This window comes from Mycobacterium lehmannii, assembly GCF_002245535.1.
In the GTDB taxonomy this organism is placed as follows: domain Bacteria; phylum Actinomycetota; class Actinomycetes; order Mycobacteriales; family Mycobacteriaceae; genus Mycobacterium; species Mycobacterium lehmannii.
In genome coordinates this window covers 32,483-58,755 of record NZ_NKCN01000019.1, presented here as the reverse complement: position 1 = coordinate 58,755, position 26,273 = coordinate 32,483, and the positions used below count along the sequence as shown (strand labels likewise).

Annotated in this window: 29 protein-coding genes; 14 read left to right on the top strand and 15 right to left on the bottom strand. The window is 68.1% G+C overall.

Annotated elements, in window-relative coordinates:
* Positions 1-12: 12 nt before the first annotated feature.
* A complete protein-coding gene (locus CEX87_RS19635; protein WP_094288756.1) occupies positions 13-810 on the bottom strand; it encodes a family 1 encapsulin nanocompartment shell protein in 798 nt (265 codons plus the stop codon).
* A complete protein-coding gene (locus CEX87_RS19630) occupies positions 810-1,844 on the bottom strand; it encodes a Dyp-type peroxidase (protein WP_094288754.1) in 1,035 nt (344 codons plus the stop codon). The genes CEX87_RS19635 and CEX87_RS19630 overlap by 1 nt, the downstream gene beginning before the upstream one ends.
* 49 nt (positions 1,845-1,893) lie before the next feature.
* Between CEX87_RS19630 and CEX87_RS19625 the strand changes: the two genes are divergently transcribed.
* The 7 genes from CEX87_RS19625 (at position 1,894) to CEX87_RS19595 (ending at position 10,179) form a co-directional block, all read left to right on the top strand.
* Positions 1,894-3,165, top strand: coding sequence for a M18 family aminopeptidase (locus CEX87_RS19625; protein WP_064395214.1), 1,272 nt, complete (start codon positions 1,894-1,896; stop codon positions 3,163-3,165).
* Between the two features lie 15 nt (positions 3,166-3,180).
* Positions 3,181-3,537: a VOC family protein gene (locus CEX87_RS19620; RefSeq protein WP_094288752.1), complete on the top strand. Its 357-nt coding sequence runs from the start codon at positions 3,181-3,183 to the stop codon at positions 3,535-3,537.
* A 123-nt stretch (positions 3,538-3,660) separates the two neighbouring features.
* A complete protein-coding gene (locus CEX87_RS19615) occupies positions 3,661-4,695 on the top strand; it encodes a serine hydrolase domain-containing protein (protein WP_094288810.1) in 1,035 nt (344 codons plus the stop codon).
* A 69-nt stretch (positions 4,696-4,764) separates the two neighbouring features.
* Positions 4,765-7,047 carry a phosphoribosylformylglycinamidine synthase subunit PurL gene (gene purL, locus CEX87_RS19610; RefSeq protein WP_198957264.1) on the top strand — a complete coding sequence of 761 codons (2,283 nt, stop codon included), beginning with the start codon at positions 4,765-4,767 and terminating at the stop codon, positions 7,045-7,047.
* On the top strand, positions 7,044-8,768 hold the full coding sequence (locus CEX87_RS19605; RefSeq protein WP_198957261.1) for an alpha/beta hydrolase: 1,725 nt from the start codon (positions 7,044-7,046) through the stop codon (positions 8,766-8,768). Before purL ends, CEX87_RS19605 begins: the two co-directional genes overlap by 4 nt.
* Positions 8,768-9,391: an Rv0804 family intramembrane glutamic endopeptidase gene (locus tag CEX87_RS19600; protein ID WP_094288748.1), complete on the top strand. Its 624-nt coding sequence runs from the start codon at positions 8,768-8,770 to the stop codon at positions 9,389-9,391. Before CEX87_RS19605 ends, CEX87_RS19600 begins: the two co-directional genes overlap by 1 nt.
* Positions 9,388-10,179 (top strand): SDR family NAD(P)-dependent oxidoreductase, encoded by a 792-nt coding sequence (locus CEX87_RS19595; RefSeq protein ID WP_064424985.1) that lies wholly within the window; start codon positions 9,388-9,390, stop codon positions 10,177-10,179. The genes CEX87_RS19600 and CEX87_RS19595 overlap by 4 nt, the downstream gene beginning before the upstream one ends.
* 5 nt (positions 10,180-10,184) lie before the next feature.
* Here the strand turns inward: CEX87_RS19595 and CEX87_RS19590 are convergent, their stop codons facing one another.
* A complete protein-coding gene (locus CEX87_RS19590) occupies positions 10,185-11,393 on the bottom strand; it encodes an MCE family protein (RefSeq protein WP_094288746.1) in 1,209 nt (402 codons plus the stop codon).
* A gap of 16 nt (positions 11,394-11,409) precedes the next feature.
* On the opposite strand from CEX87_RS19590, the gene CEX87_RS19585 reads away from it, so the two are divergent.
* Both CEX87_RS19585 and purF read left to right on the top strand, forming a co-directional pair.
* A complete protein-coding gene (locus tag CEX87_RS19585) occupies positions 11,410-11,796 on the top strand; it encodes a sterol carrier family protein (RefSeq protein ID WP_094288744.1) in 387 nt (128 codons plus the stop codon).
* A gap of 537 nt (positions 11,797-12,333) precedes the next feature.
* Positions 12,334-13,863, top strand: a complete 1,530-nt coding sequence (purF, locus tag CEX87_RS19580; protein WP_064417921.1) for an amidophosphoribosyltransferase — start codon at positions 12,334-12,336, stop codon at positions 13,861-13,863.
* Positions 13,864-13,889: 26 nt separating this feature from the next.
* Here the strand turns inward: purF and CEX87_RS19575 are convergent, their stop codons facing one another.
* Together CEX87_RS19575 and CEX87_RS19570 are read right to left on the bottom strand one after the other, a co-directional pair.
* Positions 13,890-14,846: an NAD(P)H-binding protein gene (locus tag CEX87_RS19575; protein WP_094288806.1), complete on the bottom strand. Its 957-nt coding sequence runs from the start codon at positions 14,844-14,846 to the stop codon at positions 13,890-13,892.
* A gap of 25 nt (positions 14,847-14,871) precedes the next feature.
* Entirely contained in the window at positions 14,872-15,315 is a 444-nt protein-coding gene (locus tag CEX87_RS19570; RefSeq protein ID WP_064395224.1) for a cupin domain-containing protein, read from the bottom strand.
* Positions 15,316-15,423: 108 nt separating this feature from the next.
* Between CEX87_RS19570 and purM the strand changes: the two genes are divergently transcribed.
* Entirely contained in the window at positions 15,424-16,497 is a 1,074-nt protein-coding gene (gene purM, locus CEX87_RS19565) for a phosphoribosylformylglycinamidine cyclo-ligase (RefSeq protein WP_064348066.1), read from the top strand.
* A gap of 3 nt (positions 16,498-16,500) precedes the next feature.
* Here purM and CEX87_RS19560 read toward each other — a convergent pair whose 3' ends face one another.
* Both CEX87_RS19560 and ygfZ read right to left on the bottom strand, forming a co-directional pair.
* Positions 16,501-16,680: a DUF3073 domain-containing protein gene (locus CEX87_RS19560; RefSeq protein ID WP_064395225.1), complete on the bottom strand. Its 180-nt coding sequence runs from the start codon at positions 16,678-16,680 to the stop codon at positions 16,501-16,503.
* Positions 16,681-16,802: 122 nt separating this feature from the next.
* Positions 16,803-17,882: a CAF17-like 4Fe-4S cluster assembly/insertion protein YgfZ gene (gene ygfZ, locus CEX87_RS19555; protein ID WP_064395226.1), complete on the bottom strand. Its 1,080-nt coding sequence runs from the start codon at positions 17,880-17,882 to the stop codon at positions 16,803-16,805.
* Between the two features lie 51 nt (positions 17,883-17,933).
* Between ygfZ and CEX87_RS19550 the strand changes: the two genes are divergently transcribed.
* Together CEX87_RS19550 and CEX87_RS19545 are read left to right on the top strand one after the other, a co-directional pair.
* Positions 17,934-18,821, top strand: coding sequence for an aminodeoxychorismate lyase (locus tag CEX87_RS19550; protein WP_094288742.1), 888 nt, complete (start codon positions 17,934-17,936; stop codon positions 18,819-18,821).
* 331 nt (positions 18,822-19,152) lie between these two features.
* Positions 19,153-19,998, top strand: a complete 846-nt coding sequence (locus CEX87_RS19545; protein WP_094288804.1) for an ABC transporter substrate-binding protein — start codon at positions 19,153-19,155, stop codon at positions 19,996-19,998.
* Here CEX87_RS19545 and CEX87_RS19540 read toward each other — a convergent pair.
* From CEX87_RS19540 to lmeA, 8 genes are all read right to left on the bottom strand, one after another.
* Positions 19,995-20,303: a hypothetical protein gene (locus tag CEX87_RS19540; RefSeq protein WP_064417924.1), complete on the bottom strand. Its 309-nt coding sequence runs from the start codon at positions 20,301-20,303 to the stop codon at positions 19,995-19,997. The two genes, CEX87_RS19545 and CEX87_RS19540, sit on opposite strands and share 4 nt — an antisense overlap.
* Positions 20,303-20,932 carry a heme-binding beta-barrel domain-containing protein gene (locus tag CEX87_RS19535; protein WP_064395230.1) on the bottom strand — a complete coding sequence of 210 codons (630 nt, stop codon included), beginning with the start codon at positions 20,930-20,932 and terminating at the stop codon, positions 20,303-20,305. Before CEX87_RS19535 ends, CEX87_RS19540 begins: the two co-directional genes overlap by 1 nt.
* A 280-nt stretch (positions 20,933-21,212) precedes the next feature.
* Complete coding sequence (locus CEX87_RS19525; protein WP_059098314.1) at positions 21,213-21,515, bottom strand: DUF1416 domain-containing protein; 303 nt, start codon at positions 21,513-21,515, stop codon at positions 21,213-21,215.
* 1 nt (position 21,516) lies between these two features.
* On the bottom strand, positions 21,517-22,350 hold the full coding sequence (locus CEX87_RS19520; protein ID WP_064397561.1) for a sulfurtransferase: 834 nt from the start codon (positions 22,348-22,350) through the stop codon (positions 21,517-21,519).
* Positions 22,351-22,386: 36 nt separating this feature from the next.
* Positions 22,387-22,878, bottom strand: a complete 492-nt coding sequence (locus CEX87_RS19515; protein WP_064397559.1) for a DUF4395 domain-containing protein — start codon at positions 22,876-22,878, stop codon at positions 22,387-22,389.
* 92 nt (positions 22,879-22,970) lie between these two features.
* Positions 22,971-23,063, bottom strand: a complete 93-nt coding sequence (locus CEX87_RS27995; protein WP_353612127.1) for an Ms5788A family Cys-rich leader peptide — start codon at positions 23,061-23,063, stop codon at positions 22,971-22,973.
* Positions 23,064-23,092: 29 nt separating this feature from the next.
* Positions 23,093-23,515: a thioredoxin family protein gene (locus CEX87_RS19510; protein ID WP_094288738.1), complete on the bottom strand. Its 423-nt coding sequence runs from the start codon at positions 23,513-23,515 to the stop codon at positions 23,093-23,095.
* Positions 23,512-24,327 (bottom strand): mannan chain length control protein LmeA, encoded by an 816-nt coding sequence (lmeA, locus tag CEX87_RS19505; protein ID WP_233151448.1) that lies wholly within the window; start codon positions 24,325-24,327, stop codon positions 23,512-23,514. The genes CEX87_RS19510 and lmeA overlap by 4 nt, the downstream gene beginning before the upstream one ends.
* Positions 24,328-24,487: 160 nt before the next feature.
* On the opposite strand from lmeA, the gene CEX87_RS19500 reads away from it, so the two are divergent.
* Positions 24,488-25,267, top strand: a complete 780-nt coding sequence (locus tag CEX87_RS19500) for a winged helix-turn-helix transcriptional regulator (protein WP_064397570.1) — start codon at positions 24,488-24,490, stop codon at positions 25,265-25,267.
* Complete coding sequence (mshD, locus tag CEX87_RS19495) at positions 25,264-26,157, top strand: mycothiol synthase (protein ID WP_094288736.1); 894 nt, start codon at positions 25,264-25,266, stop codon at positions 26,155-26,157. Before CEX87_RS19500 ends, mshD begins: the two co-directional genes overlap by 4 nt.
* Positions 26,158-26,273: the final 116 nt, after the last annotated feature.

The window sequence follows — 26,273 nt, the reverse complement described above, 5'->3', positions numbered from 1 at the left end:
ACGCGGCGAAGGTCACGGGGTCAGGGCCACCGAGGCCTCGGCGGTGTAGCACAGGAACGTCAGCGTCTCCTCCAGATACAACTGCACGGTTCCCGCGTCGTGCGACAGGTAGCCGATCGACACGTCGGTGCCCAGCTGGAGATCGAAATCGCCCCCGCGCGTTGACAACACGAACGCACCGTCGATGGCCGGCGCCCAGATGATCTCGCCGTCGACCAGCCGGTTGAGGTGCTCGCGGATCGGATAGCCGTGCTGCGTGGTTTCGCTGACCTTGGTGTACACCTCCGCCGAGAGCAGTACCGAATACGGCCCGTCCACGCCGGAGAGCCGCAACTCGGAAAGCGCCTGGGAGATGACGTCGGGGATATCGCGCTCGTCGTCGGGCAGCGCGAGCGCGGTGTTGGAACTGCACGCCCGGATGCCTTCGATCGACGCCGCCTCATAGCCCTCGAAGATCGCCCGGTCCTCGGCGAACGCCAGTTTCATGGCGGCGTCCTTGACCGGATCCCAGTCCGAGTCCTGCGAACCCCGCTCGACATCGTCGATCGCGGTGCGCGACACCGTGAACGGCACGCGCAGCCGCACCAGCGGTTTGGCCTCCCGCAGGTGCGCGACCACGCCGTCGCCCGGAGGCGGTACGTCGCGCAGGTGGCCGGTGCTGATCGCGGCCTTGACGGGCCCGCCCGGTTCGCTGACGTCCACCACGCGACGACCGGCGATGTGGCGCTTGAACGTTCGTGTCGCCTCGAGCTCGATCTCGGCCCAGGCCTCTTTGGTGATTGGCGCCAGGTCGCGGTACAGGTTGTTCATCAGCGGGTTCCTTTCAGGCTGCCGATGGCCAGCGAGCCCTCGTATTCGGTGGAGGGGGCCACGGGCGGCGCCGGTTCGTCCTGACCGGCGCCGACCGAATTGGGCAGTGGGGGAGGATCGTCGAGGAAGTCGAGGGTCGGGGTGAAGAACAAGCCGCCCGTCAACGCGGTCGAGAAGTCCAGGATGCGATCGGTGTTGCCGGGCGGGTCGCCGAGGAACATGTTGTCGAGCATCTGCTCGGTGACGGCCGGCGTCCGCGAATAGCCGATGTAGTAGGTGCCGAACTCGCCCTTACCGATCTCGCCGAACGGCATATTGTGTCGCACGATCTTCAGTTCGTTGCCGTCGTCGTCGGTGATCACGTTGAGCGCGACATGCGAATTGGCTGGCTTGATCTCGTCGTCGAGTTCGATGTCGTCGAGCTTCGTGCGCCCGATCACCCGCTCCTGCTCCTCCACCGACAGCGAGTTCCACGCGGCCATGTCGTGCACGTACTTCTGCACGTGCACGTAACAGCCGCCCGCGAAATCGGGGTCCTCGTCGCCGATCTGGGTGGCCGAGCGCGCGAGCGGACCGTCGGGGTTCTCGGTGCCGTCGACGAAACCCATCAGGTCGCGGTTGTCGAAGAACCTGAAGCCGTGCGTCTCGTCGACGATCGCGATCGCGCCGTCCATCGCCTCGACCAGCTTGGTGGCCAGCTCGAAGCAGACGTCCATCGACTCCGCCCGGATATGGAACAACACGTCGCCCTCGGTGGCCGGGGCGTGGTGGCGGTCGCCGCGGATCTCGGTGAAGGGGTGCAGTTCGGCCGGTCGAGGGCCGGCGAACAGCCGGTCCCAGGCCTTTGAGCCGATCGAGGTGACCGCCGATAGCCGCTTTGCCGGCTCGCGGAAACCTATGGCCCGCACCAGCCCCGAGACCTCGGGCAACGTGTCGTGCACGGTCGCCTCCCCGCCGTCGACGATGGTCGCCACCAGGAAGACGGCGGCAGGCGTCAACGGTTCGAGCACCGGTTGTGGCTGGATCTCGGGCACATCAGGACCCTAGCGTCATTGATCTTGATTCACCGGTAAAGATGAAGGAATGGCAGCTAGCCCCCAGAGCCTCTGCGAGTTCATCGACGCGTCGCCGTCGCCGTACCACGTCTGCGAGACGGCTGCGTCGCGCCTGCGCGAGGCTGGCTTTCGCGAACTGTCCGAAGCCGACGCCTGGCCCACCCACGGCGACTTCTTCGTCGTGCGGGCCGGATCGCTGATCGCCTGGCGGTCCGACGGCGGCAGCCGTAACGCCCCGTTTCGGATCGTCGGCGCCCACACCGACAGCCCCAACCTTCGGGTCAAACAGCACCCTGACCGGTTCGTCGCCGGTTGGCGGGTGGTCGCGCTGCAGCCGTACGGCGGCGCGTGGCTGAACTCGTGGCTCGACCGCGATCTGGGGATCAGCGGCCGGCTGTCGGTGCGCACCAGCAGTGGACTGGTGCACCGGCTCATCCGGATCGACGAGCCGATCCTGCGGGTGCCGCAGCTGGCGATCCACCTCGCCGAGGACCGCAAGGCCGTCGAGCTGAACCCGCAGCGCCACGTCAACGCGGTATGGGGCGCGGACCCTGCCGGCCAGAAGGGACCACGGTCCTTCCTCGATCACGTGGCCGAGCATGCCGAGGTGGCGGCCGACGACGTGCTGGGCGCCGACCTGATGACCCACGACTTGGCCCCGTCGCGGCTCGTCGGCGCCGACCGCGACCTGGTGAGCGCCCCCCGGCTGGACAACCAGGCGACCTGCTACGCGGGGCTGGAGGCGTTCCTCGCGGCCGAGCCGAACGGATATTCGCCGGTGCTGGTGCTCTTCGACCACGAGGAGGTCGGCTCGCAGTCCGACCACGGCGCCCAGTCCGACCTGCTGCTGACCGTGCTCGAGCGGATCACGCTCAGCGCGGGCGGCGGGCGCGAGGACTTCCTGCGGCGCCTGCCCGGCTCGATGGTGGCGTCCGGCGACATGGCGCATGCCACGCACCCGAACTACCCGGAGCGTCACGAACCGGGACACCTGATCGAGGTCAATGCGGGACCGGTGCTCAAGGTGCAGCCGAACCTGCGGTACGCCACCGACGGGCGCACCGCCGCGGCGTTCGCGCTGGCGTGCGCGCAAGCCGGGGTGCCGCTGCAGCGCTACGAACACCGGGCCGACCTGCCGTGCGGGTCGACGGTCGGGCCGATGACCGCGGCGCGCACCGGCATCCCGACCGTCGACGTCGGTGCTCCGCAGCTGGCTATGCATTCCGCTCGGGAGGTGATGGGCGCCGGCGACGTCACCGCCTATGCCGCGGCGTTGACGGCATTTCTGTCACCGCGGTGATTTAGTCTCGGCGTTATGACGCTCGCCGTGTTCAACGTCACCTTCGACAGCACCGGCCCCGACCGGCTCGCCGAGTGGTGGGCCCGTGCGCTGGGCGGCGAGGTCAACCCAATGGCGCCAGGCTTTTTCGTGACGGTCTCGCAGCCGGGCAGCGCCACCGGCCTCGGCTTCCAGAAGGTCGACGATCCCACCCCGGGTAAGAATCGTCTCCATCTCGACCTCGGCGCCGACGACATCGAGCCGGAGGTCAAGCGGCTCGTCGACCTCGGGGCCACCGAACTCGGGCGGCACAGCATGGGTGATTTCGGATGGGTGGTGCTGGCCGATCCGGACGGTAACCAGTTCTGCATCGGCTCGGCCGACCACCCCTGATCGCACGTGCGGTACGCGGGCCGCTGAACGTTTTTCGGGTGTAAACCAGGCGTGCCCCTTAACGTCGATCCTGTGACGCGACCGGTCCGTGCGGCGACGGCGGCTCTCGCGGCCGCGCTGCTGATGAGCGCCTGTGCAGCCGAAGCGACCGCACCCCTCGCCGAGACAGCGGTCGAATCCGACGATCGCCCCGCCCGCAGCCAGGGAGTGCTGGTCGACGGTCTTGAAGACGGCGCTCCGGGTTGCTCCGCGGCGGTTGGGGTCGAGGGCGCCGTGGTCTGGGTCGGGGCCCGGGGTGTCGCGGACATCGCCACCGGCGCCGAGCTGACCACTGACAGCGCGTTCGACATCGCCTCGGTCTCCAAACAGTTCACAGCGACCGCTGTCCTGCTGCTGGTGGACCGGCACCAGCTCGCGCTCGACGACACCTTGGCGACACACGTGGCGGGACTACCGCCGTGGGCCGCCGGCGTCACCATCGGGCAGCTGATGCATCAGACCAGCGGGATCCCCGATTACATGGGGCTGCTCGAAGACACCGGTTTCACATTGACCGACCGCACCACAAACGCCGACGCTCTGAAGGCACTGGGGGCCGTGACCGAACTCGATTTCGAGCCCGGCACGGCGTTCGAGTACTCGAACTCGAACTACGTGCTGCTGGCCGAAATCGTCGAACGGACGGCGCGGCAACCGCTCTCGGCATTTCTGTCGACGCGGATCTTCTTGCCGCTCGAGCTGGACATGGTCCTCGACCCCGCCGCTCCGGTCCCCGTCGCCGCGGTCCCTTATACGGGCGCCGACGGCGAATTCACGCCAGCGCGCACCGCATGGCAGCAGGTCGGAGATGGTTCGATCCAGACCGCGCCGAGCCAGCTGGTGCGCTGGGCGGACAACTACCGCACCGGCGAAGTCGGCGGCCGGACGTTGCTCGACGCGCAGCTCGCCGGGGCGGTCGAGACCGGGGACGGCGACCGGTACGGTGCCGGCATCTACGAGTACGCCGACGGCGCGCTCGGCCACGACGGGGCCTGGGGCGGCTTCGTCACCGATTTCCGGATCGATCGCGACCGGCGTACGTCGGTGGCGGTGAGCTGCAACAGCGACACGCAAGACCCGAGCGCTCTCGCCGACGCGCTCGCTCGGATCTGGGGCTGAGCGCGTGTCGGGTGCCTGAGACGGCGGACAACCTAGAATGGCCTCGTGACGTCGGAGCTAACCCATGCCTTGAACACTGTAGACACCGTCGACAGAGCCGCCGCCACCCCCGACCATCCCCAGCCCTTCCGCGAACTCGGCCTCAAAGACGACGAGTATCAGCGGATCCGCGAAATCTTGGGCCGCAGGCCGACCGACGCCGAACTGGCGATGTACTCGGTGATGTGGAGCGAACACTGTTCGTACAAGTCGTCGAAGGTGCACCTGCGCTACTTCGGCGAGACCACCACCGACGACATGCGCAAGACAATGCTGGCCGGCATCGGCGAGAACGCCGGCGTCGTCGACATTGGTGACGGCTGGGCCGCCACCTTCAAGGTCGAGTCACACAACCACCCGTCCTACATCGAGCCCTACCAGGGCGCCGCCACCGGCGTCGGCGGCATCGTCCGCGACATCATGGCCATGGGCGCGCGCCCGGTCGCGGTGATGGACCAGTTGCGCTTCGGTGCGCCCGACGCACCCGACACCCGCCGCGTCGTCGACGGGGTGGTACGCGGAATCGGCGGCTACGGCAACTCGTTGGGACTGCCCAACATCGGCGGCGAGACCGTGTTCGACGCGTCCTACGGCGGCAACCCGTTGGTCAACGCGCTGTGTGTGGGGGTGCTGCGCAAGGAGGACCTGCACCTGGCGTTCGCGTCCGGCACCGGCAACAAGATCATCCTGTTCGGTGCCCGCACCGGCCTCGACGGCATCGGCGGTGTGAGCGTGCTGGCGTCAGAGACGTTCGGCGGCGACGAGAGCGGTGCTGCGGGACGAAAGAAGCTGCCCAGTGTCCAGGTGGGCGACCCGTTCATGGAGAAGGTGCTCATCGAGTGCTGTCTCGAGCTGTACGCAGGCGGTCTCGTGGTCGGCATCCAGGACCTCGGTGGAGCCGGACTCTCCTGCGCCACATCTGAACTCGCATCGGCCGGCGACGGTGGTATGCGCATCGAGCTGGATGCGGTGCCCTTGCGCGCGGCGAACATGACGCCCGCCGAGATCCTGTCGAGCGAGTCGCAGGAGCGCATGTGCGCTGTCGTCACGCCCGAGAACGTCGAGAAGTTCATGGCTGTCTGCCGTAAGTGGGAGGTGCTGGCCACAGTCATCGGCGAGGTCACCGACGGCGATCGCCTGCAGATCACCTGGCACGGCGAGACTGTCGTCGACGTACCGCCGCGCACCGTCGCGCACGAGGGCCCGGTCTACGAGCGGCCGGTGCAGCGGCCCGAGACACAGGACGCGCTCAACGCCGACACCACCGCCAAGCTGCCGCGGCCGTCGACGGGTGAGGAGCTCAAGGCGACTCTGCTTTCGCTGGTTGGCAGTCCACACCTGTGCAGCCGCGCGTTCATCACCGAGCAGTACGACCGCTACGTGCGGGGCAACACCGTGCTGGCCGAAGACGCCGACGGCGGCCTGCTGCGTGTCGACGAGACCACGGGCCGCGGCATCGCGATCTCGACCGACGCGTCGGGTCGCTACACCGCGCTCGACCCCTACACCGGCGCGCAGCTGGCGCTGGCCGAGGCCTACCGCAACGTCGCGGTCACCGGCGCGACACCGGTCGCGGTGACCAACTGCCTGAACTTCGGCTCACCGGAGGATCCCGGCGTCATGTGGCAGTTCAGCCAGGCCGTGCGCGGGTTGGCCGACGGCGCTGCGGCGCTGGGGATTCCGGTGACCGGCGGCAACGTGAGCTTCTACAACCAGACCGGCACCACCGCGGTCCTGCCCACCCCGGTGGTCGGTGTGCTCGGGGTGATCGACGACGTCAAACGTCGCATTCCGACCGGCTTCGGCGATGAACCCGGCGAGACGTTGATGCTCCTGGGCGACACCCGCGACGAGTTCGACGGATCGATCTGGGCGCAGGTCACCGCCGATCACCTGGGCGGGCTGCCGCCGAGGGTGGACCTCGCGCGCGAGAAACTGCTCGCCGAGGTGCTTACGGCCGCGTCGCGCGACGGCCTGGTCTCCGCGGCGCACGACCTGTCCGAGGGCGGCCTGATCCAGGCCGTCGTAGAGTCCGCGCTCCGCGGCGAAACCGGTTGCCGCATCGTTCTTCCCGAGAGCGCGGACCCATTCGTCGCGTTGTTCTCCGAATCGGCGGGACGCGTCCTCGTCGCAGTGCCGCGCACCGAGGAGAGTCGCTTCCGCGCGATGTGCGAGGCTCGCGGACTGCCGGCCACGCGCATCGGCGTGGTGGACCAGGCCAGCGAGGCGATCGAGGTTCAGGGCTTGTTCACCGTCACTCTGGAGGACCTGCGCAGCACGTCGGAGAGCGTGCTGCCCAGGTTGTTCGGGTGAGGGAGACCACCCGACAACAACACCCCATATACGTCTGGGCGTGGCGCCTGCTCCGCCTCGACTTCATCGGAATCGCGTTCAGCGCACTGTTCTTCTGCCTCTCGCTGACCCCTTCACTGTTACCCCGGGACTGGCTGTTCGCGGGCCTGATCGGCGGCATCAACGCCGCCATCGGCTACGGCATTGGCGTCTTCATCGCAAAGATGCTGCGCCGGTTCGTGTTACGACGCGTCAGCTGGTGGCCCCCGCCGAAGCGGGTGCTTTGGGTGGCCAAGAGTGCCACGGTCGTGCTGGCGCTCGGGGCCAGCATCCTCATGGTCATCCCGGCCGCCGCATGGCAGCGGCAGGTGTCGGCGGTGATGGGCATGGAAGGCCCCACGACCTTCGGATATCTGCGCACGCTGGTGCTCGCGGCGCTTGTCGGCGCGTCGTGTGTGGCCACCACCCGCGTGCTGCTCGACGTGATCAAGACGATGGCCCGCTTCTTCATCCGCCGGTGGCGCCTACACGACGAAGTGGCGTTGTTCATCGGCACCGCGATCGTCGTGGTGCTCACCATCATGCTGATCAACGGTGTGCTGGTTCGCGGATTCCTCGCCGGCGCCAACCGCGTGTTCCAGCCGCAGAACACCACGACCAGGGCAGGCGTCGTGCAACCGCTCGAACCCGAGAAGTCGGGCAGCCCAGAGTCATTCGCGGCCTGGGACACCCTGGGGTATCAGGGCCGCAACTTCGTGGCGACAGGGCCGGACGCCGAGGAGCTCACCGAGCTGAACGGCACACCCGCCAAGGAGCCCATCCGCGTGTATGTCGGCCTGCAGACCGCCGACACCGACGAGCAGCGGATGGCGGTGTTGCTCAGCGAACTCGAGCGCACCGGCGCGTTCGAACGCGAGCTGCTGGTGATCGTCCCCACCACCGGTACCGGCTGGATCAACCCCGTGGCGGCGCGATCGCTGGAAATGATGTACAACGGCGACACCGCTCTGGTGGGTTCGCAGTACTCCTTCCTGCCGAGCTGGATCTCCTTCCTCGGCGACCAGCAGAAGTCGATGAACTCCGGGCGCATGATGATCGACGCCATTCATCAACGCTGGGAACAACTTCCGCAGGACCGGCGACCCAAGCTCGTGCTCTACGGGGAGAGCCTCGGTTCGATGGCCGGCCAGGGCGCGTTCGACTGGCTGCCCGACATCTCACGGATGGGCTTCTCGTCGGTGCTGTGGGTGGGCCCGCCGAACGCGAGCCCGCTGTGGAGCGCAATCACCGCGCGGCGTGATCCCCGCACCCCCGAAGTCGAGCCTCGCTACGACAACGGCCGCACCGTGCGCTTCTCGCAGGCCACCGATCCCGCGCAGATCGCGAAGGTGGCCGCCACGCCGTGGGAGGGCACGCGCGTGTTGTTCCTGCAGCACCCCTCCGATCCGATCGTGTGGTGGTCGACCGACCTTCTGTTCACCCGGCCGGACTGGTTGCGCGAACCGCCCGGCATCGACCGCACCGCATCGATGCGGTGGTATCCGATCGTCACCTTCGGACAGGTCGCCGCCGATATGACGAATGCGAGTTCGGTGCCTGGGGGCCACGGCCACAACTACGGTGATCTGGTGCTCGACGGGTGGGCCGCGGTCGCGCCGCCGCCAGGGTGGACTCCCGAGGACACCGAACGGATTCGCACCGCCCTGAGCAAGACCGAATCCGAAGATGGACCCGAATACTGATGGGAGCGGGAAAGTTTCGGGCTGTTGCCGTTGCGGTCGCGCTGGTGGGATGGAGCTTCATCGCGCCTCGGGTGCGGTTCCACCCGATGTGGAATGCCGCGTTGGGCGCAGGCGTCTACGCGCTCGCGCGTCCTCCGCTCGGGTTGCGCCCACCGGCGCTGTGGTCGGGCCTGCGCTACGGATCGGCCGCCGCCGCGCCGATCGCGTTGGGAGTCACCGTCGGCACCGCGATCCCGTCGGTGCGGCGCGCAATGGCCGCCCGAGAACTGCCCGGCCATCCCGTGCGGTGGATGGCGCTCGAGATCCCGATCGGCACCGTCTGGCCCGAGGAGGTAGCCTACCGAGCCACGTTGGGCAACACCGCCGAGACCGCGTTCCGGCCTGCCGGCGGGCGCCTACTGCAGGCGGCGGCGTTCGGTCTCTGGCACATCATGGACGCCCGCATCACGCGCAACCCGGTGCTGGGCACCGTCCTGTTCACCGGCGTCGCGGGCTGGTTCTTCGGGTGGTTGCATGCGCGGTCGGGCAGCGTCGTGGCGCCGATGCTGGCCCATCTGGCCGCCAACGAAGCCGGGGCATTGGCGGCGCTGGCCGTGCAGCGGCGCATAGAGTCACGGTCATGAGCACAGCAGGGCGAGCCCGTCGCCGCACCTTCGTCGTGACCGGTGCGGCATCGGGTATCGGTCTGGCCACCGCGAGGCGCCTGCTCGCCGAGGGCGGCACCGTGATCGGCGCGGACGTGGTCGAGCCACGTGAGAACCCGGGCGACGGTTTCGAGTTCGTCGTCGCCGACGTCACCGATGAGACCGCGGTCGCCTCCGTCTTCGCCGCGGTGAGTGGTCGCCTCGACGGTGTCGTGCACGCCGCGGGGGTGGCAGGCGGCGGGCCGGTACACCTGCTCGACCGCACCGAGTGGGACCGCGTCATCGCGGTCAACCTCACCGGGACGTTCCTGGTGGTCAAGGCCGCCCTGGCGAAGATGATCGAACAACCGCGGGTAGACGGTGAGCGCGGGTCGATCGTCACGCTGGCCAGCGTCGAAGGGTTGGAGGGCACGGCAGGTGGCAGCAGCTACAACGCCGCCAAAGGGGGTGTCGTGATCCTGACCAAGAACGTCGCACTCGACTACGGCCCCAGCGGTATCCGCGCCAACGCCATCTGCCCCGGTTTCATCGACACCCCGATGCTGGAAAGCGTGATGGGACTGGAGGGTATGGAGGGCCCGCTGCAGTCCATCACCGAAGAGCATGCGTTGCAGAGGCGCGGTAGACCCGACGAGATCGCTTCGGTCGCAGCGTTTCTCGTCTCACCCGATGCATCATTCGTCACCGGTCAGGCGATCGCGGTCGACGGCGGTTACACCGCCGGGCGCGACCACGGCGTGGTGAAACTGTTCGGTTTGCCCGACTGAGGCACTCAGGGATTGATGGTCAGCTCGCCGATCTGGCGTCCCCACACGTACTCGATGAACATCGGCTGGCCGAGCTCGAGGTGGTTGTACGGGGCGATGCTGGCGCCGGTGTCCATCACCAGGTACGGCGTGGGATACAGGTCGCGGGTGATGTCCTGCCAGCAGCCCGGACGGCCTTCCGGCCCGCCCCTCGCGTTGACCCGCGGCAGGTTGTCCGGGTAGATGTACGGGTTGCCTGCGCCGGCCAGGATGCCGCCGCCGCCTGTCAGCGAATATCCGTTCCCGCCCAACGTCTTCGCCACTCTGGGCTGCACTTCGGCGTACTTACGGATGGTGCACACGATTGCGGGGCTGTGGTGGTCGAACAGCTGGGCCGTCGGCACCAGGTCGGCGGCGCCGCGCACGAGATAGGGGCCGCCGCGTTCGATGGTGTCGGCCGCCACGTCGGCGAAGCCGAGCGCGGCCATCAGGGCGGTGTCGATGTCGGTGCGGTGCTCGTTGAACGTGCGGGCGGAGTCCGCGGCGTCCCGCAATCCGTCCCAGAGATCCACCGACGCGTCGGCGTAGACCTCGACGAGATCGGCCAGCAGGCGGGTGTCGGTGCGGATGGCCGGCATCCGCGCGTTGAGGTCGTCGAGGATCCGGTCGCCGTTCACCAGCGAGTCGCCGAAACCGCTGCCGCCGAGGCCGCTGAGCGCTTCGGCCGTCGCCGCCAACGTCTGGTTCAGCTTGATCGGGTCGACCTTCTCGGCGAGCGCGATGACCGTCTCGAAGACGGTGTTGAACTCGGTCGTCACCGCGGATGCCTCGATCACAGCCCCGGCCGAGATATGTTGTGCCGAAGCATCGTCGGGAGACTCCAGCGAGATGTACTTGTTGCCGAACACGGTGGTGGCGCGAATCTCGGCGGTCACGTTCGCCGGAATGCGTTCCAGATAGCGCGGATTGACGTTCAACGACAACTCCGCCGGCCTCCCGGCGGCATTGTCGACATGCAAGATAGCGCTGACCCGGCCGATCTCGACTCCGTTGTAGGTCACCTTGGCTCCCCGTTCGACCACCAGACCCGCGCGCGGCGACAGCACGGTCAGCTGCGCCTTGCGGCTCAGGTCGCCGCGGAACTGGAGGTAGAGCAGGCTCGCCGCAACGGTCGCGACGATCAACAGCACCGCACCGGCCACCTTGTACGGCGGCTTGTGACGGTCGACAAACACTTTGAGACAGTAGGTTATGGCCGCCCGTCATACAGCCGATCCGGCGAAGACCCGCGCCGCGGTGGAAGCGCTCGCCGACTGGCTGCGCGATGACTCGCAGGCGGCACCGTCGCGCACCCAACTCGGCGAGGCGGTCCGGTTGACGGCGCGCACGCTCGCGGCGTCGGCGCCGGGTTCCAGCGTCGAGGTTCGCGTGCCACCGTTCGTCGCGGTGCAGTGCATCGAAGGCCCGTCGCACCGGCGCGGTAATCCGCCCAACGTGGTCGAAACCGATCCGCGAACGTGGCTGCTGTTGGCGACCGGCCTGGCCACCATGGCCGACGCCGTAGCAGACGGCACGCTGGTCATGTCGGGCTCACGCGCAGCTGAGATCGCCGACTGGCTACCGATACTGCGACTCTGACCGGCGACGGTCACTGGAAGTACGGATAGTCCTGAACCCAGCTGAAGCCGCGGGTGCACAGCGGGTGAGCCGCTCGACCGTTCGTGTGGCCGGGCCGGGCACTCGAGCGCGCCCGCTGTGTCGTCGAAAAGCGCAGGCGCCGAGACCAACTCGCTGTCTATGCGGTGTTACCGTACGCGTCGTGCTTGGCGGGTCCGCCGCCATACGACCCACCGTGGCGACGACGGAGACGACAAGCCCGCGGTACAGCAGTACCCAGATGGCCGCTTGGTCGCCGCTGCCCGAGTCGAGGTGCAAGCCCGCGTCCACCCCGGACACGTGCCGACCGACCCGAAGTACACGAAGCAGAAGCGGTCACGGTCTCTTCCACCAGTCGTCGGCCCGGATGTTCAGGGGTAGGCGTGGGCGCGGACGTGGAAGGTGACTATCGACTGCCGTCGTGGACGTGTCCCACGACACGCCCCGCAGATGCCAAGCTGTACATGAATGCCCGTAGACTCGTAGCATCAGCCACCCTCCCCTCGGAGCAGCCCTATCGTGACCGGCGAGCAGACGGATACGGATAACGAACCCCGCGAAGAGTGCGGCGTATTCGGCGTCTGGGCGCCGGGTGAAGAGGTCGCCAAGCTCACGTACTACGGCTTGTACGCCCTACAGCACCGCGGGCAGGAGGCGGCGGGCATCGCCGTCGCCGACGGCTCGCAGGTGCTGGTCTTCAAGGATCTGGGCCTGGTGAGCCAGGTGTTCGACGAGCAGACGCTGGCCGCGATGGAGGGCCACGTCGCGATCGGGCACTGTCGCTATTCCACCACCGGGTCGACGACGTGGGAGAACGCCCAGCCGGTGTTCCGGAACACCTCGGCCGGTACCGGCGTGGCCCTGGGACACAACGGCAACCTCGTGAACGCCGCCGAGTTGGCGGCCCGGGCCCGTGAGGCCGGGCTGCTCGACACCAGGGGCGCTCCGGTGGCGACCACCGACTCCGACATCCTCGGCGCCCTGCTGGCCCACGGTGCGGCCGATTCGACGCTCGAGCAGGCCGCCCTCGAACTGCTGCCCACGGTGCGCGGCGCGTTCTGTCTGACGTGGATGGACGAGAACACCCTGTATGCGGCCCGCGACCCGTACGGAGTGCGGCCGCTGGCGCTGGGGCGGTTGGACCGCGGCTGGGTCGTCGCGTCGGAGACCGCGGCGCTCGATATCGTCGGCGCCTCCTTCGTCCGCGACATCGAACCGGGCGAGCTGCTGGCGATCGACGCCGACGGGGTGCGATCCACCCGGTTCGCCAGCCCGGAGCCCAAGGGCTGCGTCTTCGAATACGTCTATCTCGCGCGGCCCGACAGCACGCTGGCCGGGCGATCGGTGCACGCGACGCGCGTCGACATCGGGCGCCGGCTGGCCAGGGAGATGCCGGTCGAGGCCGACCTGGTGATCGGCGTGCCGGAGTCGGGCACACCCGCCGCGGTGGGCTATGCGCAGGAGTCCGGAATCCCGTACGGCCAAGGCCTGATGAAGAACGCCTATGTCGGACGCACCTTCATCCAGCCGTCCCAGACCATCCGCCAACTCGGCATCCGGCTCAAGCTCAACCCGCTCAAGGAAGTGATCCGCGGGCGGCGCCTGATCGTCGTCGACGATTCGATCGTCCGCGGCAACACCCAGCGCGCCCTGATCCGGATGCTGCGGGAGGCGGGGGCGGTCGAGGTGCACGTGCGCATTGCATCCCCGCCCGTGAAGTGGCCGTGCTTCTACGGCATCGATTTCGCCACCCCGGCCGAGCTCATCGCCAACGCCGTCGACGACGAGAACGAGATGCTCGAGGCGGTGCGCCACGCGATCGGCGCCGACACGCTCGGCTACATCTCCAAGCAGGGCATGATCGCGGCCACCGAGCAGCCCGCATCGCGGTTGTGCAGCGCATGCTTCGACGGCAAGTACCCGATCGAGTTGCCGGGCGAATCGGCGTTGGGCAAGAACGTGATCGAACACATGCTTTCGACCGCCGCCAAGAGCGGTATCCCGCTGCAGCCCGGCAACGACAACGTCTCGGCGCTGCGTCGTCCGTAGCTGCCGTCTGTAACCGTCGCCCGTGACTACGTCCCCACGTGCGCCCAGTGCGGATCGGTCGGTAGCGGTCCCCTCTCCAGGGCTTTGGCCACCGCCTCCCGGTAACCGGTGAGACCACCCTCGGGCGGCGCGATGATGTCGTCGATATCGTGGTCGGCCATCACCGCGTCACACTCCAGCGACTCCACAAGCGGCCGCGCCAGCCCGCCGGGGAGCGGGGTCACCAACCCGATCCACCAGCTCGCGATTGTCGGTGTGAGCCAAGGCAATACGACCATCACGCGGCGTCGCCGTCCCGATACGTCGGCGTACACCTGCATCGCTTCGCCGTACTCGAAGACGTCGGGCCCGCCGATGTCCCACGTGCGCGACGTGGGCACCGGCGCCGTGGCGGCCTCCGCCAGATAATGCAACGCATCGTCGATCGCGATGGGCTGGATCTTGTTGTGCACCCACTTCGGAGTGGTCATCAGCGGCAGCCGGTTGGTCAGGTGGCGGATCATCTCGAACGACGCCGAACCCGCACCGATCACGATGCCGGCCTGCAAGACGACGGTCTCGATTCCGGACTCGAGTAGGATCTCGCCGACGTCGGTCCGCGACTGTAGATGCGGGGAGAGGTCGGCTCCCGCGGGGTGCAGTCCGCTCAGGTACACCAGTCGCTTGACGCCCGCATCGCGGGCGGCGGCCACGACGTTGCGGGCCGAGCGAGCCTCCTCCTCGACGAAATCGGACGAGCTGCCCATCGAATGCACCAGGTAGTAGACGACGTCGCTGCCGGCGAACGCTTCTCGCAGCGAGTCGACGTCCCCGAGGTCCCCACGCGCCACCTCGACCCGGTCGCGCCACGGCACGGCGTCGAGTTTGTCGGGGTTGCGCGCCAGCGCACGTACCGTGTGGCCGCGGTCGAGTAACGCGGGCACCAACCGGCCACCGATGTAGCCGGTCGCTCCGGTCACCAAGCAACGGATGTCGTCAGTCACCTCGCCGGGATCGCCGGTTTCGGCGTCAGGCAAACCCGCAACCGGGATCGGGCATGTCAACCGACAGCGGTGTGCCCGCGGGCTTGATGTAAAGCACCCACATCACCAGCGGCGCCGGGCCCAGGTTGCGGCCGATGTGCACATTGCCAGGGCCGGTGGCCTCCGTGATCGGTGCGCCCGGCGGATAGACGCCGTCGGGCGCGCAGTTGGCCGCGGCGTCGTGGGTGAGCGTGCCCTCGCGGATCACGCCGTACACCCGGCCGTCGTGATAGTGCCAACCGGTGCTGCCGCCGGGCGCGATGGTGATCTCGCGGGTGACGTAGTCGATTCCGTCGACCGTCGCCTCCGAGAGCGTCCTGGCTTGTACGCCGGACGACGGTGTCGCGGCCGCTTCGGCCTGGCCGAACAACGCCACGGCGACCATCACCGACGCGCACAGGGCAGAGGCCGACCAGCGAACTGTTGTCATGAGCGGTCAGATTGGCACACCGTGGGCAATCGCGCGGCATCTCGGCCGGAGTGGGGACGGCCGTAGGCGGTTACCGCAGCGCGGCGAACACCGGTAGCCTTTACCGCGATGACCGAACGCGCCGAACCTGCCGGCATCTCCTACGCGTCGGCCGGGGTCGACATCGAAGCCGGTGACCGCGCCGTCGAACTCCTCAAACCGCTCGCCGAGAAAGCGACCCGACCCGAGGTGCGCGGCGGTATCGGCGGCTTTGCCGGACTGTTCGCGCTGCGCGGCGGCTACCGGGAGCCGGTGCTGGCCTCCTCCACCGACGGAGTCGGCACCAAGCTGGCGGTGGCCCAGGCCATGGACAAGCACGACACCGTCGGAATCGACCTGGTCGCGATGGTCGTCGACGATCTGGTCGTCTGCGGTGCCGAACCGCTGTTCCTACAGGACTACATCGCGGTGGGCCGCACGGTCCCCGAGCGGATCAGCGAACTGGTGGCAGGCATCGCCAACGGCTGCCTGCAGGCCGGTTGCGCACTGCTCGGCGGTGAGACGGCCGAACATCCCGGTCTGATGGCGCCCGACCATTACGACATCTCGGCGACCGGGGTGGGCGTGGTCGAGGCCGATGACGTGCTCGGCCCTGACCGGGTCAAGCCCGGCGACGTGCTGATCGCGATGGCCTCGACGGGCTTGCACTCAAACGGATACTCGTTGGCGCGCAAGGTGCTGCTCGAGATCGACCGGATGAACCTGGCAGGCCATGTCGAAGAGTTCGGCCGCACTCTGGGCGAGGAGCTTCTGGAGCCGACCCGGATCTATGCCAAGGACTGTCTGGCGCTGGCCGCCGAAACCCAGGTTCGCACGTTCTGCCATGTCACAGGCGGCGGGTTGGCCGGCAACCTCGAGCGCGTGATCCCGCACGGTCTGGTCGCCGAAATCGACCGTGGCACGTGGACGCCGGCACCGGTGTTCGCGATGATCGGGCAGCGCGGACGGGTCGAGCGCGTCGAGATGGAGCGGACCTTCAACATGGGCGTCGGCATGGTCGCGATCGTCGCGCCCGAAGACACCGACCGCGCCCTGGCGATTCTGACCGCGCGCCACCTGAACTGCTGGACGCTGGGAACGGTCAAAAAGGGCGGTAAGGACGGCCCACGAGCCGAACTCGTGGGTCAGCACCCGCGCTTTTAGGGGTCAGCGACGCCAGTCGTCCTCGTCGACCCACTCGTCGGCCACCGGATCGGTGCCGTTCAGGTCGTTCTCGGAAGCGCCCGACAGCTCTTGCTGAAGCCGCTTTAAGTCGGTCTGTGGTGAGCTGTATTTAAGCTCACGAGCAACCTTGGTCTGCTTTGCCTTCGCCCGGCCGCGGCCCATGGGGGGACCCCCTCGCGCAATAACGGAGCGGCCCAATTGGTAGGCGGCTCCGATCTGATCTGTTTTTTATCGTCCTGCCAACACTTTAGCGTGCTTGGCCTCGCGGCGCTGGCAGGGCCTCGTCACGGCCGCGCCCCGCCGCGCAGCTGCTCGACCGCGCGCCGCCCGGCACCTGCGACGTCGGGTGGCGGAAGCGAGTCCGCGTCGATGACGGCCGGCACGCCGTCGACGGTCAATTCGGTGTCCGCGGGCAGGCCGCGCTTGAGCAGCGCCAGCGCCACCGGCCCCTCGTCGACGTGGTCGACGACGGTGCCGAGACGCCCGACGGTCCGGCCGCCGGCCAGCACCGGGTCGCCGGTGGCCGGTCGGTCGCTGGAACCGTCGAGGTGCAGCCGGACCAGCATTCGGGGCGGTTTACCCAGGTTGTGCACCCGCGCGACCGTCTCCTGTCCGCGGTAGCAGCCCTTGTCCAAATGCACGGCGGAGCCGATCCAGCCCACCTCGTGCGGGATCGTGCGCTCATCGGTGTCCACCCCCAGGCGTGCCCGCAGCGCGGCGACACGGTGTGCCTCGTACGCCCAGACCCCGGCGGGCCGGACCCCGGCGTCGGTGAGCCGCCGCAGCCACGGCTGCACCTGGTCACGGGGGACGACCAGGTCGAGTTCGACTCCGTCACCGCCGAGACGACGCAGAAAGCCGCCCTCGGTGAGCGCGACAGCCGTCTGCTGCGCCGGAAGCGAATCGACACCCAGCGCGCCGAGCACCCCACCATCGCCCAATCGCGGGCCGAGCAGCGACAACACCGCCAGATCGGCAGCTTCGACGGCGACGTCGGACCAGAACACCATCTTGCGCAGGTAGCCCAGCAGCGGCTCGCCGCGCGTCGGTTCGGTGTCGAGATAGGTGATGTCGCCGAGTTCGGTCTGCACCCAGTGATCTTCGACACGGCCCTGCCCGTCGAGGCTGAGATTCTCGGTGACCGCGCCGTCGGCCAGCTCGCTGACGTGCTGGGTGGTGAGGTTGTGCAGCCACGCCTTGCGGTCAGCGCCCGTGAGCGTGAGCACGGCGCGGTTCGAGCGGTCCACCACGACGGCGGCGTCGGCGGCGGCCCGTTGTTCACCCAGCGGATCGCCGTAATGCCATACGGCGCCTGCATCGGGTCCGGTGTCGGGAGCAGGGACGGCGGGTCCAGAAGTTGTCACAGGTCAACTCTACGTTCGGCGCGCGACGGCCCACGGCTACGCTGTGGGCCCATGGCTGGCGAACCCGGGGTCGTGGTGACCCTTGACGGGCGACTGCACGACCCCGCGGCGCCGCTGCTGCACGCCGACGACCTCGCGGCAGTGCGCGGCGACGGCGTCTTCGAGACACTGCTGATCCGCGACGGTCGGCCATGCCTGCTCGAAGCCCACCTGTCCCGGCTCACCCAGTCGGCGCGGATGATCGATCTGCCCGACCCCGACCTGCCGCGCTGGCGCTCCGCGGTGTCCGCCGCCGTGGCCCAATGGACGTCGCAGACGGGCGAGGAGGGCGTGCTGCGGTTGGTGTACAGCAGGGGACGGGAAGGCGGTTCGCCCCCGACGGCGTTCGCGACGGTCGGGTCGTTACCCGCGCGAGTGACCGATGTGCGCCGTGACGGCCTTGCCGCGCTGACGCTGGCGCGCGGACTCGCCTCCGACGGCGCGGATGAGATGCCGTGGCTGCTCGCCGGTGCCAAGACGCTGTCGTACGTGGTGAACATGGCCGCGTTGCGACATGCCGAACGCAGCGGCGCGGGCGACGTGATCTTCGTCGGCACCGACGGATTCATCCTCGAGGGTCCGCGCTCGACGGTCGTGATCGCCGCGGAGTCCGAGCCCGGTGCGGGCGATATCGCGTTGTTCACACCACCGCCGTGGTTCCCGATCCTGCGCGGCACCACGCAGCAGGCGCTGTTCGACGTCGCCCGTGACAAGGGTTACGACTGCGACTACCGCTTGCTGCGACCAGCGGATCTGCATACCGCACAGGGTGTTTGGCTGGTGTCGAGCATCACGTTGACCGCGCGGGTGCACACCCTGGACGGGACGCCGCTGACGCCAAGCCCGCTGGCGGCCGAGTTCGCCGAACTCGTCGACGCCGCGATCGTGTGCGATCGCTGAACGCTGAATGGCCCGTAATCCGGTTGTCGCCTCTTGTGCGCGCGGGTAGCGTCGCTCGTACACAGGAGAGGAGGTGGTCCGGAATTTTGAGTGACTTATGGACTTGTGAGGTGGCTGCGAGCTAGCAGCGCCAGGGGAATGAGCTAACGGCTCTTCGCGTCCTGCGCGCGCTGGCGAATTCCCCGCAGTCACCCGGCCCCCGAGCCCCTCGGTCTTGTCCGCCAGGAACACACGGCTCGGGGGCCGCCCCATATCTGATGGCCGAATCGGTAGCGAACCGTTGCACGCCTGGACTCGCGGTTCTGACGTGCGCCGGGCGATGATGCGGCCCATGCGCATCGTCAAGAAGCTCGGCGTGCTGCTGACCGCCCTCGCGGCCGTGACGGCCTGTGCGCCCACCGCTGAGCCCTACAGCTCGCCGGACCCGCGGGACTGTCACAAAGACAAGCTGGCGACCCTGTACAAGGGCATCTTCACCTTCGGAACCGATCGGCCGGTGTACCCGCCGTGGTACATGGGGGACAACCCGGCCAACGGGGAAGGCTTCGAATCGGCGCTCGCGTACGCCATCGCGAACCGGCTCGGATACGCCGCCACCGACGTGCGGTGGGTGCGGGTGCCGTTCGGAGAAGCCATCGCCGCGGGCGCGAAATCGTTCGACGCCAACCTGACCCAGTTCTCCATCACCGAACAGCGCAGGGCCGCCGTCGACTTCTCGACGCCGTACTTCGACGTGAACCAAGCCGTCGTCACCGTCAAGGGTTCGCCTGCGGCCGGCGTGAAAAGTCTCGGCGACCTCAGAGAGCTGCGGCTGGGCGCCCAGGTCGGCAGCACCAGCCACACCGCCGCGCTGGCGGTCGGCCAACGTGACGCGGTCGAGGTGTACAACACCAACGGCGACGCGAAGCTGGCGCTCTCCGACGGCGAGATCGACGCGCTGATCGCCGATCTGCCGACCGCGTTCGCGATCGTCGGCGAGTTACGTGACGGGATGATGGTCGGCCAGCTGCCCGCAGGCGACCAGGCCGCGGAGCAGTTCGGCCTGGTGCTCGCCAAACGCAGCGGGTTGACCGCCTGCATCTCTTCGGTCGTGGACTCGCTACGCGACGACGGCACGCTGGCGCAGTTGCGCGGTGAATGGTTGGCCGAGGCGGGTAAGGCCCCGCAACTGGCTTAGCCGGCGGGCCCGGGCGCGAACGTGGCGCACGCCTGCATGGCCTCGTTCCAGGCCTCGGCGTCGACACCGGGTGGCGGGCCGGCAGGTCCAGGCGCAGCGGGTACGCCGTGGTCGCTCAGACACTGCGCCAGTGAACCGTGACCGGCTGGGGTCTGGGACGCGGTGGTTTGGGCGGGGGCTTCGGACGTGGTGGTCTGGGCCGGGGCCTGTGAGGTGGTGGGCTGCTGCTCGTCCGGTGGTTCGGACGCACAACCTGCCAGCGCTGCGGCCGCGGCGATGCCGGCGACGAACATGATCGCGCGCATCAGCCTGCGAACCTCGACAGCCGGGCCGATAGGTGGGGGACAAGGCCGCCGTCGGCGTCGACACGCTCCTCGACGTAGGCCAGATCACCGCCCTCGACGATGCCGTACAGCCGTTTGGCGCCACCGACCAGCATCCCGGACTTGCTGCGCGCCAACGCATCGGTGACCAGTTCCCACGACGACTGGGAAAGAGGGCGGCCGTAGAACAACTCGATATAGCCCGCGGAATGGGCCAGCAGCAGTTCGATGGCCTGGGATTCAGAAGGGTCGGCCGGGTCGTTGACGAAACGCCAGAAGCCGGACTCGCGCAGCGTGTGCGCCTCGAAGTCGCCGGACTCGCTGAGCCGCCACGAGCGCGCTTCCCAGATCAGGTAGTCGCCGCCGTCGTGGGAGGCCACGATCTGTTGGCCGAACCGGTAGTCACCGTCGGCGCCGCGGCCCTCGCCTTCGCCGCGCCAGACACCGACGAGTGGCAGCAGCGCCAGCAGCGCGTCGTTGAGGTTCGCGCCCTCGCGGAGATTGGCCGTGTCGGCAGGTGCGGGAAGATCGCCGAAAGCCGGGATGTTGCGCGCGGCGGTCGTTTTCGCTCGTTCTGCGGCGGCCGCTACTGCGTCGTCTCCGGACGTCACGACTCGTCGGTGATCAGCCGGTACACCGCGTACAACGCGAACCAGGTGATCACCAGGGTCGCGGCTACGAGCAAAAGTTCGAAGAACAGCACCACGGGCAAGAGTCTAGTCGGCCGCCGAAGGCAGAGTGCGTCAGCCTCTGCATGGCCTCGTGCGCCGAAACTGAACTTGTGTGCGAGTCCGCGCGGATCATCGCACACAAGTTCAGTTTCGAGCTGAATCGCGCAGGCGACCCCGATTGCCTGACTCCTACTCGGCTCGTCCCTCGCCTCGCTCGTCGTCAGGCGACCTTGACGTCGACCTCGTGGATGCCCGCGCCGGAGGGCGCGACGACGGCGTCACCGTTGCCGACCTTCGACAGTGCGCGCAGCGTCCACGTGCCGGGCGCGGCGAAGAACCGGAAGTCACCGGTGGCCGACGCAACCACCTCGGCGGTGAACTCGTCAGAGCTGTCCAGCAGGCGCACGAACGCACCGCCGACGGCCTGTCCGGACCCGTCAACGACGCGGCCGGTGATCACCGTCTCCTTCTCCAAGTCGACGCTGGCGGGCAATGTCAGGCCTTGTTTCGGGGCAGAGCACATATCAATTTCCCAACTCGATCGGGGCCCCCACCAGGGAGCCGTATTCGGTCCAACTGCCGTCGTAGTTCTTGACGTTCTTGTGTCCGAGCAGTTCCTGCAGCACGAACCAGGTGTGCGACGAGCGCTCACCGATTCGGCAGTAAGCGATGGTCTCCTTCTCACCGTCCAGCCCAGCCTCGGCGTACAGCTTCTCCAGCGCCTCATCGGATTTGAAGGTGCCGTCGTCATTGGCCGCCTTGCTCCACGGAACGTTGATGGCGCCGGGGATATGCCCGGGCCGCTGGCTCTGCTCCTGGGGCAGGTGCGCAGGAGCCAGGATCTTGCCGGAGAACTCGTCGGGGGAGCGCACGTCGACGAGGTTCTTGTTGTCGATCGCCGCGATCACCTCGTCGCGGAAGGCCCGGATGCTGTTGTCGGGCGCCTTGGCCGTATAGCTGGTCGCGGGTCGCTTGACCACCTCGGTGGACAGCGGACGTCCGTCGAGCTCCCACTTCTTGCGGCCGCCGTCGAGCAGCTTGACGTCCTGGTGCCCGTACAGCTTGAAGTACCAGTAGGCGTACGCGGCGAACCAGTTGTTGTTGCCGCCGTACAGGACCACGGTGTCGTCGTTCGAGATGCCGCGCTCGCTCAGCAGCTTCGAAAACTGTTCCTGGTCAACGAAATCGCGGCGCACCGGGTCTTGGAGGTCGGTCTTCCAGTCGATCTTGACCGCGCCCTCGATGTGGCCGTCGTCGTAGGCGCTGGTGTCTTCGTCGACCTCGACGAACACGATGTTCGGTGCGTTGAGATTGCTCTCGGCCCAGTCAGCCGTGACCAGGACGTCGGAGCGTGCCATAGAGGAGATCCTTTCGGTTGCTTCAGGTTTGAAGTTCTATGCGGGTGACGGTGCGCTCGTGTTCCTTCGAACGCGCGCGACGAGCGGGTAGAGCTGGCAGCCCAGGCAGATGCCGAAGGCCGCATTGACGAACACCGCCACCAGCGCGAGGCCGATGGCGATCAGACCGAGCAGCCCGAAACCGGTCGCGAACCCGGCGACGCCGGCCACCGCGAAGACGAGCCCGACGAACTGCGCGAACTTCAGCGGCGCCACCGACTCCTTCTCGCTGACGGGCCCCAGCCGCGGGGCGATAAGCCGGGCGAAGATCAGGCCGTACGGATGTGAACGCGGCCCGCGCCATGCCCCGAGGGCGAACACGGCCGCTTGCAGGCCCAGCACGATTGCCGACGCCGCCGGGCTCACCGGCCACAGCAGCAGGGTTGCCACGAGCACGACGGTCGTGAGCCACGCGGCGAACCGCGGCCCGCGCACGTCCACCTGGTCAGGTGTCCGGCTTCGCGTTGTCGACATATCTGTCGTTGGCATTCGTGCGCTCCTGTTGCGGTCATGGGCTGGGCTGGGCTGGGAAGGACCACAGGGGTCGCTCCCGAGTGCGGCGCGAAGAACGGCGCGGCTACTCAGCAGCTGCAACAACAACAGCAAGAACCCGCAACGCGGCACAGATCGACTGCGCGGCGCTTGGTGAGCATCGGCTCGAGGCGGGCGGACACGCCGGACAGCTTACCAATCGACACGGTGATCAAGCCAACAGCGGTTTCAGAGCCGAGCGCAGGTCAGCGGCCTGGGGGACACCATGAGTCCGATAACGGGGCCGACCGTCCCTGTCGAACAGGATGGTGGTGGGAAGCGAGAGCACCGAAAGACGCCGCGCCGCCTCCGGGTTGGCGTCGATGTCGATCTCGAGGTGGGCGACCGCGGGTAGCTCCGCACAGACCTCGTCGACCACCTTGCGCACCGCGGCGCACGGCCCGCACCACTCGGCGGAGAAGTGCACGACGGTCGGCCCGGTCGTCGACAGGCCGAGATCGCTGGTGTCGACGTTGGCCGCGGCCTCGCTCGCCGCGCGCAAGCCCGCTCGAAGCGTGAGCAGCCGCCCGATCACGAAGGCGACACCGAGCGCCGCGATGAGCACAGTGATCGCCAAGACCCAGGAAGAGCTCATGACAGATGGAACTCCGTGAGCGCGACGGATACTCCCTCGGCGATGCCCTCGATGATGATGTCGGAGCCTCGGGCACCCTGCGCGGTCGGCGCCAGCCCGAACGGCAGCTTCTGTCCGGGCAGGCTCGCGGTGAACGCGGCCAGCACGGCGTCCTCCTTGTCGTCGGGCACCTCCTGATCGGCCGTGCCGGGACCGGTCAGCACGCCGGTGGCCGTCATCACCAACGTCGTCTGGTCCGGGCCGGCGACCTCGAGGTCCACTGCGATGCTCACCCTCTCGTGGAAGTCGGCTTTCGTCGGCGTTCCCGTGAACACCACGCCCTTGTTACTGGAGATACCCGATTCGGTGGTGCCGCCCGTGGCGTCGTTGCTCTCTCCCGTCGGCGCCTCGACCAGCAGATCCGGGATGTCCATGAACCGGCCCAGATGCGTCGAGTCGATGATGATGCGGCTCTCGGCCTTGCCGACCCGCAGCGTGGCGTCGGGTTCGACGAGCCACGAATCGCCGGGCAGATCGATGTCGTGCAGCGTCGCCTCCAACGACGCCTTGCCGACCACCCGGTTGCCGACGCCGTTCGCCCTGATCTCGACCTCGTCGTAGTGACGGTCGGCCGCCTGGGTGGTGAACGGGAACCCGAGGATCGCCACCGACGGGTCGTGTTGCAGGTCAGCGGCGGTGCGCACGCTTCTGGCCAGCCGATATTCGGCGTAGATCGCCGCGCCGAAATCGGCTCCGACGGCGCACAGGGCGACCGCCAGCACCGTCGCCAACACCCCGAGCAGCAGCTTGCGCACCCGCACATTCTGGCTCACGGCGGGCTCAACGCTCCGTTCGACGCAGCTGATAAGCGGGTTGCACGCTATCGTTAGAAAACCATCGCCCCGGTAACGGGCGCATGTCGAGCATGAATCTGGGAAGTCACCGACCGACAAAGATGTCCAGGCGAGGTCCCTATGGCTGTTGGAGGGCCAGTTGGATCTACTGCTACTGACAGTTGACCCACACCCTGAGTCTGTGCTGCCGTCGCTGTCGCTTCTCGCTCACACGGTGCGGACCGCGCCGACCGAGGTGTCGTCGCTTCTGGAGGCCGGCAGCGCCGACGTCGCGATCGTCGACGCACGCACCGACCTCGCCGCGGCTCGCGGCTTGTGCAGGCTGCTGGGCACGACCGGCACCTCGGTGCCCGTGGTGGCCGTCGTCAACGAAGGCGGTCTGGTGGCCGTCAACGTCGAATGGGGTCTTGACGAGATCCTGCTGCCCAGCACCGGGCCCGCCGAAATCGACGCGCGGCTGCGGCTGCTCGTCGGACGCCGCGGCGGAGTGGCCAACCAGGAGAACGTCGGCAAGATCAGCCTTGGCGAACTGGTGATCGATGAGGGCACCTACACCGCCCGCCTTCGCGGTCGCCCCCTCGACCTGACCTACAAGGAATTCGAGTTGCTCAAGTACCTGGCCCAGCACGCCGGCCGGGTCTTCACCCGCGCGCAGCTGTTGCAGGAGGTCTGGGGTTACGACTTCTTCGGCGGCACCCGGACGGTGGATGTGCACGTGCGACGGTTGCGCGCCAAGCTCGGCCCCGAATACGAATCGCTGATCGGCACCGTGCGCAACGTCGGCTACAAGGCGGTCCGACCCGCGCGCGGACGCGCGTCCGCCCCCGAAGCCGCGATCCCCGACGACATCGACGGAGTGGACCTCGAGACGCCGGACGGTATCGCCGAAGCGTTGGCCGACCCGCTGCGAAGCCCGTGACGGAACTTCTCTGGCGCACCGAACTCTCCGGCGACGAGCAGCGTCGCATTCATGAACTGATCGAGGCCGCCGCCTCAGCGGACGGTGTCGCCCCGGTCGGCGAGCAGGTGCTGCGGGAGCTGCCGCACGATCGGACCCGCCACCTGGTGGCCCGCGACGATGAGGACATCGTCGGCTATCTGAACCTTGCCGCGGACGACGACTCCGCGATGGCAGAGGCGGTCGTGCACCCGCGCTCCCGGCGTCGCGGAATCGGCGCGGCGCTGGTGCGGGCGGGCCTGACCGAGGGCGGACACGACGCCCGCGTGTGGGCGCACGGCAACCTGGAGGCGGCACGCGCGACGGCCGCCTCGCTCGGACTGACCGTGGTCCGCGAACTCCTGCAGATGCGGCGTCCGCTGACCGACCTGCCGCTGACACCGACACCCGACGGTGTCCGCATCACCACCTACTCGGGCCCGGCAGACGATGCCGCGCTGCTGCGCGTCAACAACGCCGCTTTCGTATGGCATCCCGAGCAGGGTGGATGGACTGAGGCCGACATCGACGAGCGCCGCGGCGAACCGTGGTTCGACCCCGAGGGTTTGTTCCTGGCCGTCGATGAGGACACCGATGAGTTGCTCGGATTTCACTGGACGAAAATCCACGGCGCCGACCTCGGCGAGGTCTATGTCCTCGGCGTCGATCCAGCGGCCCAGGGTCGCGGCCTCGGCGCAGTGCTGACCTTGACCGGTCTCCATCACCTCGCCGAGCGACTGTCGGGGAGTGCGGATTCCGCCGTGATGCTCTACGTGGAAGCAGATAACTCCGCGGCGGTGAACACCTACCGAAAGCTCGGCTTCACGGTGTTCTCCGTCGATGCCGCTTATGCGCAGCGTTCCGACCGCTAGCTGGGAAACCACGGCCAACTAACTGAACGTGTTCACCGCCCGTTCACTTCTCATCCGCGATCCGTCCACCGGCGCCGCATACGTTGCCAGGGAGTTCAAGCCGTCCAATTCGAAAG